This window comes from Paenibacillus sp. FSL R5-0908, from assembly GCF_038006245.1.
GTDB classification, from domain to species: domain Bacteria; phylum Bacillota; class Bacilli; order Paenibacillales; family Paenibacillaceae; genus Paenibacillus_AQ; species Paenibacillus_AQ odorifer.
This window is the reverse complement of sequence record NZ_JBBOUV010000001.1, coordinates 6,633,615-6,645,975: the sequence shown is the minus strand read 5'-3', so window position 1 is coordinate 6,645,975 and position 12,361 is coordinate 6,633,615. Positions and strand designations below refer to the sequence as shown.

General features: G+C 44.2%; 15 protein-coding genes. All 15 read left to right on the top strand.

All coding sequences use genetic code 11. The annotated features are described in order from the left end of the window. Nucleotide 1 precedes the first annotated feature (1 nt). Nucleotides 2-1,033, top strand: coding sequence for a phage late control D family protein (locus MKZ09_RS30150; protein ID WP_076208749.1), 1,032 nt, complete (start codon nucleotides 2-4; stop codon nucleotides 1,031-1,033). A gap of 1 nt (nucleotide 1,034) precedes the next feature. Continuing rightward, entirely contained in the window at nucleotides 1,035-1,421 is a 387-nt protein-coding gene (locus tag MKZ09_RS30145; RefSeq protein WP_076208750.1) for a hypothetical protein, read from the top strand. Nucleotides 1,422-1,424: 3 nt separating this feature from the next. Further along, a complete protein-coding gene (locus MKZ09_RS30140; RefSeq protein ID WP_256719353.1) occupies nucleotides 1,425-1,844 on the top strand; it encodes a phage tail protein in 420 nt (139 codons plus the stop codon). Continuing rightward, the gene (locus MKZ09_RS30135) at nucleotides 1,841-2,173 is read left to right on the top strand and encodes a GPW/gp25 family protein (protein WP_341041639.1); all 333 of its coding nucleotides are present in this window, start codon (nucleotides 1,841-1,843) and stop codon (nucleotides 2,171-2,173) included. The genes MKZ09_RS30140 and MKZ09_RS30135 overlap by 4 nt, the downstream gene beginning before the upstream one ends. 4 nt (nucleotides 2,174-2,177) lie before the next feature. Then, nucleotides 2,178-3,305 (top strand): baseplate assembly protein, encoded by a 1,128-nt coding sequence (locus MKZ09_RS30130; protein ID WP_076208786.1) that lies wholly within the window; start codon nucleotides 2,178-2,180, stop codon nucleotides 3,303-3,305. Further along, nucleotides 3,298-3,855, top strand: coding sequence for a phage tail protein I (locus tag MKZ09_RS30125; RefSeq protein ID WP_076208787.1), 558 nt, complete (start codon nucleotides 3,298-3,300; stop codon nucleotides 3,853-3,855). Before MKZ09_RS30130 ends, MKZ09_RS30125 begins: the two co-directional genes overlap by 8 nt. Then, nucleotides 3,856-8,427: a phage tail-collar fiber domain-containing protein gene (locus MKZ09_RS30120; protein ID WP_341041637.1), complete on the top strand. Its 4,572-nt coding sequence runs from the start codon at nucleotides 3,856-3,858 to the stop codon at nucleotides 8,425-8,427. It abuts the gene before it with no gap. A gap of 30 nt (nucleotides 8,428-8,457) precedes the next feature. Then, complete coding sequence (locus MKZ09_RS30115) at nucleotides 8,458-9,024, top strand: hypothetical protein (RefSeq protein WP_179089691.1); 567 nt, start codon at nucleotides 8,458-8,460, stop codon at nucleotides 9,022-9,024. Next, nucleotides 9,017-9,118, top strand: a complete 102-nt coding sequence (locus MKZ09_RS30110) for a CD1375 family protein (protein ID WP_218640545.1) — start codon at nucleotides 9,017-9,019, stop codon at nucleotides 9,116-9,118. Before MKZ09_RS30115 ends, MKZ09_RS30110 begins: the two co-directional genes overlap by 8 nt. A gap of 85 nt (nucleotides 9,119-9,203) precedes the next feature. Beyond that, nucleotides 9,204-9,500, top strand: a complete 297-nt coding sequence (locus tag MKZ09_RS30105; RefSeq protein ID WP_076106565.1) for a hypothetical protein — start codon at nucleotides 9,204-9,206, stop codon at nucleotides 9,498-9,500. After that, the gene (locus MKZ09_RS30100) at nucleotides 9,500-9,766 is read left to right on the top strand and encodes a phage holin family protein (RefSeq protein ID WP_076208803.1); all 267 of its coding nucleotides are present in this window, start codon (nucleotides 9,500-9,502) and stop codon (nucleotides 9,764-9,766) included. The genes MKZ09_RS30105 and MKZ09_RS30100 overlap by 1 nt, the downstream gene beginning before the upstream one ends. Then, nucleotides 9,766-10,392, top strand: coding sequence for a lysozyme (locus MKZ09_RS30095; protein ID WP_341041636.1), 627 nt, complete (start codon nucleotides 9,766-9,768; stop codon nucleotides 10,390-10,392). Before MKZ09_RS30100 ends, MKZ09_RS30095 begins: the two co-directional genes overlap by 1 nt. A gap of 119 nt (nucleotides 10,393-10,511) precedes the next feature. Further along, complete coding sequence (locus MKZ09_RS30090; protein ID WP_076208714.1) at nucleotides 10,512-11,192, top strand: DNA-methyltransferase; 681 nt, start codon at nucleotides 10,512-10,514, stop codon at nucleotides 11,190-11,192. 136 nt (nucleotides 11,193-11,328) lie between these two features. Next, complete coding sequence (locus MKZ09_RS30085) at nucleotides 11,329-11,637, top strand: hypothetical protein (protein WP_076208715.1); 309 nt, start codon at nucleotides 11,329-11,331, stop codon at nucleotides 11,635-11,637. Between the two features lie 168 nt (nucleotides 11,638-11,805). Further along, nucleotides 11,806-12,342: a hypothetical protein gene (locus MKZ09_RS30080; protein WP_076106556.1), complete on the top strand. Its 537-nt coding sequence runs from the start codon at nucleotides 11,806-11,808 to the stop codon at nucleotides 12,340-12,342. Nucleotides 12,343-12,361: the final 19 nt, after the last annotated feature.

Sequence of the window (12,361 nt, the reverse complement as noted above, 5' to 3'; positions counted from 1 at the left end):
TATGGAACTAATGCAAGACGCTCGCAGAGCAGTGCTAGTGTTATCATACAACGGCAAGGATGTTACTAAGGACATCGCCAAAGCATTAACTGATTTTCAGTTTAACGATGCGGCTCCAGGTACGCTTGATAATCTTTCTATTACTTTGGAAGACAGAGAACGGAACTGGCAGGGTCCTTGGTCACCGACTGAAGGAGATCGTATTACAGGAGAGATTCGCACAATCAACTGGGATGGTCCGGGCGAGATTAAAAAACTTCCCCTTGGCTCATTTGAAGTTGATTCTTTTGATTTTAAGGGACCACCAGATACAGTAGCTATTAAAGCTATATCATTGCCTGTCAGTTCGGATATTAGGCAAGAAAAACGTTCACGAAGTTGGGAAAAGGTAGCGTTGAAGACAGTCGCTACGCAGGTTGCAAAAAGTGCAGGGCTGAAGCTTCTTTATGAAGCTATAGATAATCCTTCCTATGATCGGCTTGAGCAGTCTCAACTATCTGATCTTGCTTTTCTGTTAGAAACAGCGACGAAGGAAGGAATTGCGATTAAAGTATCTAACGGATCTCTTGTGCTCTTCGATGAGTCTGTTTATGAGAAAAAACAAGCAATTGCAACGATTATACGCGGAGAGGATAACGTAAAAGGTTATGGATTCTCATGGGGAACGGCTTATACAGCTTATCGTGCGTGTGAAGTGTCTTATACAAACAGTAAGTCTAAAAAGACTGTAAAGGTGATCTATACACCGCCGGGAGCTCCCAAAAGCGGACCTATACTAAAGATTAACGAGCAAACAGATTCTCAGGCAGCAGCACTCAAGTTAGGTCGAAAAAGACTGCGAGAGAAAAACAAGGAAGCGGGAAGAGGGACTTTAAGCCTTATGGGTGATATCCGCATGGCAGCAGGTTTGACGATCAACATAAAGGGTTGGGGGCGATTTGATGGTAAATATATTATCGTATCTGTCAATCACGCTATAGGCGGTAGTGGGTTCACAACTGACCTAGAAATCAGAAAAGTATTGGGGTGGTAGTATGATTGTGATAGGTCAAGTATCGACATCAAACGCAGCAACTGGCAGTGTGAGAGTTGCCTTCCCAGATCGTGATGATTTGGTATCTGGCGAGCTTCCTGTTATTACGCGCGGAGGCTGGGGGCGAGGAAACGCCGTACCACTGCCTGGAGAAACTGTGCTATGTGTCTTTTTGGATAACATCCGTAATTCGGGTTATTGTCTAGGCACTTATTACGGATCAGAGGACAAGACACCTGGGACAATAGATCAGCGGGGTATATGGTTTGAAGACGGTAGCTACGCCTACTATGACCGTGCAACTAAGACTCTTAACCTCAAAGCAGTTAGTGGCGTAAAGATTGATGGTAATCTAACCGTAACTGGCAAGATAACGAGTGGAGGGTAAGACATGGGAAGCCAAAATTATGTAATGTCCAAGATTGGCAGTCTTGGTCCAGTGACTTTCGTTGTTTCAGAAGGAGCTACGCGAACGATTGACGAGTTCACTCGTAATACTGCTGGACGTTGGGCACAGCATGATATCATCGGCAAAAAGCCTAAAAAGGAGTGGCTAGGACCGGGAATTGACTCGGTGTCGTTTTCGGTGCAGTTAGATGCGCGGCTCGGACTGAATCCCCGAAAAGAGCTGGACCGACTTACTGAGTTGGGTAGGGCAGGCAAGGCGCTACCGTTGATAATTGGACGTAAGGGTGTAGGAACTGGGCTTTGGATAATTACAGACATGTCTCAAGCTTGGGAAACCCTGGACAACATTGGTAATGTTCTCGCATCAAACGTGAACATTACGCTGGAGGAGTATGTGAAATGATCTATACCGTTGATATGACTCAGCCATCAACAATCAATTTTGCGCCAGTGAGCAAAGCGGAGGAAGTGGCTCAGAACATCCGAATAATATTATCCACTCCTCTCGGTAGCGCACCACTGGCACGAGATATTGGGATCGACTACAGTTTAGTTGATGAGCCTTATCAAATCGCACAGTCAAGATTAACTGGCGAGATTTACGCTGCTATTGCTGAGCAGGAACCGAGAGCGCAGCTCATTGATGTATCTTTTAACGGAAAAATCACGGACGCTTTGACAGGGCGTGTAGCGGTTGTAGTGAGTTACACACTGACAGAGGAGGTAACGTAATTTGGTGCAATACGTAGATCTACCAGAGATACAGTTTGTTGCTGAAGATGCGGCGGACATACAACAAAACATTATCACTATGTACGAAGGTTTAATTGAAAGTACTCTTCAGCCTGCCGATCCGGTAAGGCTTTTTTTGTCTTCGCTTGCAGCAGTTATTGTGCAGCAACGAGTACTTATCAACCGGACATCCAAAGGTAATTTGTTGCGTTATGCAACCGGAATTGTATTGGACTACAAAGGTGCCGATTTTGGTTTAATCCGGTTGGATGCTGCTCCATCAATTACTAACTTGCGCTTTACCCTCTCTATTCCGTTGGCATCAGTGACAACCATCCCTGCGGGGACGAGAGTAGGGGCGCAGGGCGGTGATGGATCCATATATTTTGCAACAACCGAGTATTTGGAGATTCCGGCAGGCGCTACAACTGGTATGGTGACGGGCGAGTGTTCGACGGTAGGCACGACAGGCAACGGATTCATGCCTGGGCAGGTCAATGTTTTGATGGATCCCTTACCGTTTGTTCAATCCGTTACAAACACAACCGAGAGCAGTGGGGGAGCAGCAACAGAAACAGACGAAGCCTTTCGTGAACGCATTCGAACGGCACCAGAATCCTATAGTACCGCTGGTCCACAAGGATCTTATGAGTTTTGGGCAAAATCTGCATCAGCTGCCATCTTGGATGTACATGCTTATTCTCCGTCTGAGGGCAAGGTTACAATTGTTCCTTTACTCGCTGATGGTGTAATTCCTGGAGAGGATATGCTCGAAACTGTGGCGGAGACGCTAGAGGATCGTGGTATCAGACCTTTGACTGATCATGTGACAGTCATAGCACCGATATCTGTACCTTATACCACTACATTGACTTACTACATCAGTCGTAACCGCGCGTCAGAAGTTACAGCTATCCAGACAGCAGTTACATCAGCGGTGGAGGCTTATCAACTCTGGCAAAGATCCAAGCTTGGGCGACATATTAACCCGTCTGAGTTGATTGCCCGCGTCATGGCTGCCGGAGCGCTGAGGTTAAATGTCACAGCACCAGTTTATACACCGCTGACAGCTACTCAAGTTGCTCAGCAAGGTATAACGACATTGACCTATGGAGGGCTCGTTGATGATTGATATCCATAAGCTAAGCTTGCGAGATATCCTGCCACCGAGTATCGCCAACGATCCGGCTATTGCTGCTGCAGCCGCAGCACTGGATACAGAGTTACAGGTGACCACATCGGAGATCCGTAAGTTAGACATTCTCGGACGATCTGAGGAATGGAGCAGCGAGGAAGTTGACGAACTGGCGTGGCAGTACAAGCCTCCTTACTATGATCCGGAGTTGCCTTTGGAACAGCGGCGTGAGCTGGTTAGAACAGCCATACAATTTCACCGTAAGAAAGGGACTCCTAGAGCTGTTGAGGATCTAGTTAAGCTGCTCTTTGGTGAGGGGCGTGTAGAAGAATGGTTTGAATACGGAGGGCGACCTTATCATTTTCAAGTCATAACCAATAACGCTGACGTAACAAACGCCCGAGCTCAAGAGTTCATTCAAGCGGTGGATTCTGTGAAACGTCTTTCAGTGGTTTTGGATCGGGTTACAATCTCGCAAACAGAAGATTTAGAATTATATTTCGGTGGAGCCTTGCACATGGGCGAAATCATGAGAGTAGGGGAATAAATGGGCGCATTTGGGAGTTTTACTCTAACAAACAAGGGCAGGACGCTTCAGTCAAAAGCCCAAGCCGGATCAAAGCTAAATTACACAAGGGTTGCCGTCGGGAGTGGTCAACTAGGTGGGCAGTCTGTTTTATTGCTTAATGGACTTATTGATCAGAAAAAATCATTACCTGTAACACGACTGAGAATGCAACCACCAAACAAAGCTGTCATTGGTACGGTTCTATCAAATCAAGACGTAACAACAGGATTTTATTTCCGGGAAATTGGTGTGTTTGCTCAAGATCCTGATGAGGGAGAAATCCTATATTGCTATACTAACGCGGGAACCGATGCTGAATATATACCTGCTGTTGGAGGTAGTAATGTAATCGAAAAGACCATTGACTGCATTGTGGTAATTGGTACAGCGTCAAATGTATCAGCTACAATCGATGATTCTTTGGTATTTACAAGGGAATCTGAATTTAACGCTAAGTTTGACGCATCCGGAGGACATAAACACACAGGAGCTGCAGGTGATGGTCCTAAGCTCACAGCAGCCAGCCTAGCCGCAGGCGCAGCTACTGACACCGTTATAGGTGATCGCACAGCTGACCCAGCTATAGCTACTGCTTATGGTTTAAAGGGTTCCATCACCCAGTGGTTCTCATGGATCACTAAGTATCTCAAAGCCATTACAGGCAAAGCTAATCCATTCGACACACCTGACATAACACTAGCTGCAACTAAGACGCATGTTGACGACACTACAAGGCACATCACAGCCTCAGAGCGTACTGCTTGGAACGCAGCAGAGAGTAACGCCAAGAATGCATCTATTCCCAAGACAGAAAAGGGTGCTGCCAGTGGTGTTGCTGCCATGGACGCTACCTCTAAGGTTCCACGTGTTAACACCTACAGTTCTTTAGGCGGGGCTGGTGGAGCGACCAACCTTAACACTTTGTACACGGCGGGTACGTACTCAGTTACTAATACGGCTACGGGTGCTCCAGAAGCTAACTATGGACAAGTTATAGTTCATGTCAGTTCAGGAGATAGCCACGACAACGCGACTAACTGGATATGGCAAATGTTCTTTAGCACAATAGGTCCGACATATGTACGGAGAAAAGTAAACGAAAAAGAGTGGAGCGCATGGGTTCCATCGTGGACAGGGTATAATGACGCACCCCTATTTATGACTAGAGCCATAGTACCAAACAGTACGGATTTGAACACGCTTATTACTAATGGTGTATGGGACATTTACCAGCCTTCGGGATTAACTAACCTTCCTCCTGCGGGAGTAACCTACGGCATCCTTTTTGTATTTAGGGCAAGTGCCGCTACAAACTACATCAAGCAAGAGTTAACAGACATCATAACAAGTACTGTATACACAAGAAGTAGAAACGGAGGTACTGGATGGAGTGCTTGGGTATCTACCGTCACTAGTGATAAACGGAACATAGCTAACGGATATGCTGGACTAGACGCAAATACTAAATTACTTGATGCGCACATACCAGATAATATCTCAAGACTAGCAACAAGACTAGTAACAGACACTAACCTAAATGATGTCATTGGAGAGGGTGTCTACCATTGTGACTCCAACACTATAGCCGCCACGATTCTCAATATGCCTCCGGGAATAGTAGGTCTAGCCTTTGGGTTGCGAGTAACTAAGACAGCGGGGTCAGTAGGTTTTAATCAACAGTTAATTTGCTACTCAATATCTGGTGTTCCTGCGTCACCTAGAACGTATACGAGAAACTACTATAATGGTTCTTGGACTTCTTGGTATGAACTAGAGACATCAGGCTCTAAGGGGATAGCTAATGGGTATGCAGGACTAGACGCATCTGTCAGAGTACCACGAAACAATGTGTACAACTCTATGGGTGGAGCTAACACTATCCCTGCTGTAGACTTAGACCTAGTGCTCACGGCGGGAGTATACCCCATTAGTCCAGTTACTCTTAACAAGCCATCAGCTAGTATGTGGGGACAAGTCTTAGTATTTGTAAGTGGTGCAGAGACACACAATAATGCAAATACATGGACATGGCAGATGATTCTTCAATCTAGCGGTGGTTCTCACGTAAGATACAAAGATGCGGCGGCGGTATGGAGTGCATGGGTTCCATTGTGGACGGGCAACAATGACGCACCTTTATTTACTACCAGAGGCAATATATCTAATAACACAGATTATAATACCCTAGTAAAAAACGGGGTATACATGATTTACAACCCTACAGGAACAACAAATTCTTCTCCTGTGGCATATGGGATCTTAACTGTGTCCGCGACTAATCCATCTGACCTTTCCAGCAGCTATATAAAACAGGAAGTCATAGAAGTTACCACAGGCACTATATACAGTAGATCAAAGTATACGCCAACTTCTTGGACTCCTTGGAAGACACCAGAAACCATAGACAAAAAGAATGTGGCTAATGGGTATGTGGGTCTAGACGCAAATGCCGCAATTAACGTGGACAAAGTAATTGCTAACAAATTAAGAACGGGCGGATTCTACAGAAAGCAACTAGGAGCTTTTGCCACAACACAAAACGTAGCCAACGAAAAGGTAGACATAGTTATACCTGATATGATTTCTGGCTACATAGATATTGTCTTGACGGGTGGATTTAGCTACCAGCAAGCCTTTGGACAACTACGTAAACGGATTAGTGTGTATACTGCGTCACCAGTAACGGGACAAGCTAATGCTGGCACAATTTATGGTATGGAATCTAGGTATGTAGAGACCATCGGGTATATCAGTGCTGATTACGCTATATCTGACCTTTTCTATGATTCTAGTTCACAGTCCTACCGCATACGAATTTCTAAGTTAAACGCGGGTAGTGGTAACAATATTCAGGTGTATATAGAGGGACTAGCCTCGGGTAATACCCATGCTGATAACTTTGAGAAAGCTACACTAAGTACAATTTCTACTGGAGACACTACAGTTCCAGCAGTACCTGTACGTTCATTCCTAAAGCCTACCGTGTTTAAAGATGTTGTCACAAATGAGACTATGTCTATTAGATCTTATGGATCAAACGTTACTAAGTATGGAAACGTAGCTTCATACTTTATGGGTGCGGCTAACTACGTGGGTACGTTAAAGATAAAACTTCCAGTCGGTTGGACATCGGCTATGATGCATATCAAGATAACTGGATATGATTACTCCTCACGTGGGGCGTGGGAGATTACCCTCGGTGGGTACAACTTTACTACTGGGTGGACTATGCTTTCTGCTTCTGTGACAACTATGAATGGGACAAGTTTACCTTTTTCCTCAGTGCGTTTCGCATACGAAGGTGGTAAGTGCTGTATCCTCTTGGGTAATACAACTACTGCTTGGCAATATCCATCTATAGAGGTGACAGAAGTATTAGCTTCTGCAAGTGGCGCAAATACTTTAGGCGGTAGCTGGTACGTCGATATTACTACAGACGAGTCAGGAATCACAAACGCTCTTTCAACGCCAATAAAATGGGGGAATGCTGACTCAGTAGGTGGATATTCTGCTGCACAGATAACGCAAGGTACACTTTCCTATGCTGTTACCTCTGGTACTGCTCCAACACTGGTGGCTACTTTTAATCCGGCAGTTGCAGCCTTGACAGCGGGTTTACGCGTAACCATTAAAGCACATGCAGCTACAACAGGTCCGGTTACACTCAATGTAAATGGTCTGGGCGCTAAATCTATCAAAAAGCCAAATGGCAATAACCCGCCTTTGGCTCTTGGTGGTGTCTATACGGTTGTATACGATGGAACGGCTTTTATCTTACAGGGTGAAGGGGGTGAATATGGAACAGCTACAGCAGCGGAAGTCCTGGCGGGAAAAACGATAGGCACAGATAACGGACTGGTGAACGGGACAATGCCTGATAATCGTAGTATTGCTAAGGATGCCGCAGGGACTACTTTGGTCGGTGGGGATTTATATTTAAATACACCGGAAGGGTATTATAATACAACGTCTTCTATCCATTCATATGACGGTAACTTAGCAGACCCTAGCAATTGGAGAAGTGACAGAACGATGTTCGGAAAACAAGGGACTATGCCTGTTATAGCTGGGGTTGATGTAGCTTCGGGTGTGGGGAGATGGGGAAACGGTGATCTAGCTGTCTACCCACTGGAAGGTTATAGAAAAGGTGGGATGGGTGCTGGAGAAATAAAAGTGACTGTAGCTCAACTGAATTCTGCTGGACTACCACAAGTTGCCTCCGGCACGATTGAATCTGGTGGTCTTGAGACGTACACAAGGGCTGATGGTAGCACAGTTATAGCCGCATCACTAATCGTTTCGGGACTAACTTTCAAGCCCACCGTGATTATTGTAAAGAACGGGAATTTAAATAACACAAACAAGGATCATATCGTATACGATGCTAGGATGGATGTTAACTACAGAATAACAACACTAGGAGCAAGAACAACGAGTAATCCAGAATTACACATATTTAGAGAGGCATCACCTGTATACGTGAACAGTACGGGTTTTAAACTACCAGTCATAAACGGATACTATCCCTATACATGGATTGCAATACAGTAGAAAACCGCCAGATACTTTATAGGAGGGATTATGATGGAAATCGGAATGAAAATATACTTTGAAAAAGCAACAGGAAACGTGGTAGTAAATACGGGTGAACAGGTAGGTAGGTTGGTAGTGGAGACAACCGAGGATCAGGACTTTGCAACATATAAGGCACTGGCTGAACGGGTCCGCGATACTATTGGGGTAGTAAAGCTCAAATATGGTCAGTTTCGCCGAGAGTTTGCTGAGTGCAATGGCTACCGCGTTAATCCTGATACGGAGGATTTAGAGTTTACCTATCCTGGGGAAGTGCCGGCAGAGGTGTTAATTAAACGAATCGAAATGGTAGAGGGGGAAAATGCTAAAACGGTTCAGGAGCTAGAACAAACCAATAAGAAGCTTGTAGAGACCTTGGAAAGACTTGATCAAACTGAAACCCAATTGCAAGAAGCGCAGCTTGCTCTTACAGAAAATTATGAAGAGTTACAGACTGCCAAACAAGAGGCGGCAGACGCACAATTGGCGCTCACAGAGCTTTATGAGCTAGTACTTGCCGGACAACCCGTAGCACCTACAGAACCTGTAGTGGGAGGTGAAATAGATAATGGCTAAAATATATGCAAGCTTGATCCGTAAAGGACTTAAGAAGTTAGAGCAAGTACCGGAGATTATCCGTGAGGATGTTGCAGCAGAGCTAAAAGAATAGATTAAATTGCTAGCGCCACATAGTAGGCGTTTTTATTTTGCCCTCGGGATTCCCGGGGGCTATTTATATTGAGGGGGAAACGGGAGTGGAGCCTACAACAATCGTAGCAATGATTGCGGCAGTAAGTGGGGTTGTCTTGGGCTGGACGGGGAAAACCCAAGCATTTAAAAAGGATGTTGCACAAGAGGCTGGTAATGGTGCGTCACTTCGTACTGACGTTGAGTATATCAAACGGGGCGTGGATGATATGCGTTTAGAGCAGCGAGCCCAGGGGCAGAGATTTGATTTACTTTCAGAGCGTGTAACGCGTATTGAAGAGGCTTCTAAATCGTATCACAAGCGGCTTGACCGATTTGAAGAAAATAGAAGAGGTGATTTGTAATGGAATGGAATGCAGTTATGGAGTTTATTAATCCCGAATTAATGGCTGTCGTTGTAACTTGTTGGATCATAGGCTATGTTTTGAAAAAAACGCCGAAAGTGCCAGATTGGAGTATTGTATACATCGTTACGCTGATGGCCATCGTATTTGCTGTACTGATGTTAGGGTTTGTCATTACAAGCTTTATACAAGGCATCCTATGTGGTGCTGTAGCTGTATATGGTAACCAACTGGTCAAGCAGTCTCGTAAAGCGGGTGATGAGTAATGAGTCGTAAAATTTCGCAAGTGGGAATTTCCCTTATCAAGTCTTTTGAGGGCTGCCGTCTCACGGCGTACAAACCTGTGCCTACTGAAACATACTGGACAATCGGATGGGGTCACTATGGTCCAGATGTTAAAGCAGGTATGACCATCACGCAGGCACAGGCTGACAGTATGCTTATTTCCGATCTAACAAAGTACGAATCGTATGTTAATGATCCGGACTATGTGCCGGTTACAGCGCAGCTTAATCAAAACCAATTTGATGCTCTGGTGAGCTTCTGCTACAACTGCGGAAACGGCAGTTTAAAAAAGCTTTGTGTTGGTCGGACGATAACAGAGATCACTCAAAACATCGCTAAGTATAACAAGGGTGGAGGTAACGTACTGGCGGGGTTGGTGCGTCGTCGCAAGGCTGAGTTGGACCTATTCAATAAGACCGTAGAGGCGGTCAAGGAGGACGACAAATTGGAACTGACTACTTATCAGTGGAGCACGTTGCGTGTTCAGGTTAAGGCATTGCTAGACGAAGGGAAGATCAATGACACATCTTGGTTAAATAAGATTGATAAAAAGACGCTGACGACATCTGAGCTTGCATGGCTTTCGTTTATTGTTTCCAAAAAGTAAAGAACAAAAGCTTATAAATTTCCAAACGCTTACGAATATGTCCACTGGCTTTGGCTAGTGGATGTTTTTTTTACCCAAATTTAGAACATATGTTTCCAATAAAATAATGAGGTGACTTTATGATTTACAACTTAGACTGCATCAGTGGTGCAAAACAATATTTAGAAGATAATAGCGTTGATCTTATTATTACAGATCCACCATATAATCTTGGCTTCGGGGGGACATCATTCACCAAGTCAAAGAAACCGAGATTCTCAATCATTGCGAATGACAAATTATCTGCCAGAGAATATCAACGCTTCACGTTTCAGTGGCTCAAAGAGGCGTATCGGGTTCTTAAACCAGGAAGACATATTTATATTTTCATTGACTGGCGAATGTATCCCCTTATGGCTCTGTGGGCGGAGAAAGTTGGATTCACAATTAAGAATACGATAGTTTGGGATAAGGCATATATGGGCATGGGGTGGCAGTATCGGTATCGCCATGAGTTTATCTTGTTTGCTGTCAAAGGCAAGAATAAGGTAAGACGGATAGGCACAAGGAAAGCAACCGATATTATCAGGGTGCCGCGAATTTCAGGAAATAAGACTATCCATCCAACAGAGAAGCCGACCGAGCTCATGGAACATCTTATTGGCAACAGTAGCAATGAAGGAGAGGTTGTCGTCGATTTCTTCTGTGGTAGTGGTCCAGTACCAGTTGCTGCATTGTCGATGGGCAGACAGATTAAGGGTTTTGAGATTGATCCAGAATACTACAAAATAATAGAAGATAGAATTCAAGGCTATCAATAATGTTATAGTGTAAAAGCCCCGCCCAGATTAAGTCCTCGACGGGGTGCTTTTTTATTTTTGTAAGAATAAACCATTGATTAAAAATCCATTAAGCGCATATAATACAAACAAATGTTCTTATTTTTGGAGGGTGAATATGCTTAGTGATACTGCACGTAAATTATTAATGATAATGACCCACTCAGCAAATCATCACGCTCATATGCCAAGTTTACCGGAGTTAGAACGGCTCAGTGGACGTATGCCAGTCCCTATAAAAGCAGCTTTACGGGAACTGGTTGAGGAAAATTACATCGAGTGGAATCCAAACACACCGCCTGAGACAGCGATCATAATAGAGGGATGGGAACGCCCTGACCCACGGTTTAAAAGATGTGAGTCAGTGCCACGGGATATCCAGTGGGGCATTAATGGTAGCAACATCGAATACTGGACTAAGTACTAGGAAGGTTACGACTGGATTAAAATAGAGGATGTTGTAGGTGCTAATACATAGAAAATTCCCAAGCGTTTGGGATTATGACAAAGCCTATTAAACTATATATTGTTTGGTAGTTCTTTTTTTGTTAATTGGGACATGGTAAACTTTAGGAAAGTGATGAGGGGGATAAAGATGCGCCGAGGTGTATTTGTTCTATTGTTTTTAATTCTATTAACTGCTTGCGGATCTTCAAAAAGTGGGCTTACCGTTGATGACCTAGCGATAGTAAAGGTAGATGACCAGAAAGCAGTTATTAAGTATGGGATGAGTCGCGCTGATTCTGAAAAGGTTCTGGGTAAAGGCGAGAAGATGACTATTGGCGATTCATTCACGTACAATTCTGGTGTGAGAATTATGTATCGAAATGATAAAGTAGCAGGCATTTCTTTAACCGATGAATCAGCCGATGCTTATGAAACGGTTAGTGGTTTAAAAATTGGAATGCTGAAAGATGAAATCAAAGAAGTTTATGGAGATCAACATCAAGGCGATTATGAAAAAAACTTAGATTATGTTTACGATTCAATCAGTAAGCAGTTTTTAAAAGAATCGTCAAAGAAGTCTGATGATAACACAAAAGTCTATGTAATTTCAGCTATGTTCAATGATGACGGATATGCAGATAGTATTATGTTATTGGATCGGCAAATGGCAATGCTAATGAAATAAAGTATTAATAAAAATCCCC

What these genes read in the sequence shown, in the direction of transcription:
- MKZ09_RS30095 (WP_341041636.1), top strand. Translation starts at nt 9,766, where the DNA reads ATGAGTCGTAAAATTTCGCAAGTGGGAATTTCCCTTATCAAGTCTTTT.
- MKZ09_RS30140 (WP_256719353.1), top strand. Translation starts at nt 1,425, where the DNA reads ATGGGAAGCCAAAATTATGTAATGTCCAAGATTGGCAGTCTTGGTCCA.
- MKZ09_RS30100 (WP_076208803.1), top strand. Translation starts at nt 9,500, where the DNA reads ATGGAATGGAATGCAGTTATGGAGTTTATTAATCCCGAATTAATGGCT.
- MKZ09_RS30145 (WP_076208750.1), top strand. Translation starts at nt 1,035, where the DNA reads ATGATTGTGATAGGTCAAGTATCGACATCAAACGCAGCAACTGGCAGT.
- MKZ09_RS30110 (WP_218640545.1), top strand. Translation starts at nt 9,017, where the DNA reads ATGGCTAAAATATATGCAAGCTTGATCCGTAAAGGACTTAAGAAGTTA.
- MKZ09_RS30125 (WP_076208787.1), top strand. Translation starts at nt 3,298, where the DNA reads ATGATTGATATCCATAAGCTAAGCTTGCGAGATATCCTGCCACCGAGT.
- MKZ09_RS30090 (WP_076208714.1), top strand. Translation starts at nt 10,512, where the DNA reads ATGATTTACAACTTAGACTGCATCAGTGGTGCAAAACAATATTTAGAA.
- MKZ09_RS30080 (WP_076106556.1), top strand. Translation starts at nt 11,806, where the DNA reads ATGCGCCGAGGTGTATTTGTTCTATTGTTTTTAATTCTATTAACTGCT.
- MKZ09_RS30135 (WP_341041639.1), top strand. Translation starts at nt 1,841, where the DNA reads ATGATCTATACCGTTGATATGACTCAGCCATCAACAATCAATTTTGCG.
- MKZ09_RS30115 (WP_179089691.1), top strand. Translation starts at nt 8,458, where the DNA reads ATGATGGAAATCGGAATGAAAATATACTTTGAAAAAGCAACAGGAAAC.
- MKZ09_RS30150 (WP_076208749.1), top strand. Translation starts at nt 2, where the DNA reads ATGGAACTAATGCAAGACGCTCGCAGAGCAGTGCTAGTGTTATCATAC.
- MKZ09_RS30085 (WP_076208715.1), top strand. Translation starts at nt 11,329, where the DNA reads ATGCTTAGTGATACTGCACGTAAATTATTAATGATAATGACCCACTCA.
- MKZ09_RS30120 (WP_341041637.1), top strand. Translation starts at nt 3,856, where the DNA reads ATGGGCGCATTTGGGAGTTTTACTCTAACAAACAAGGGCAGGACGCTT.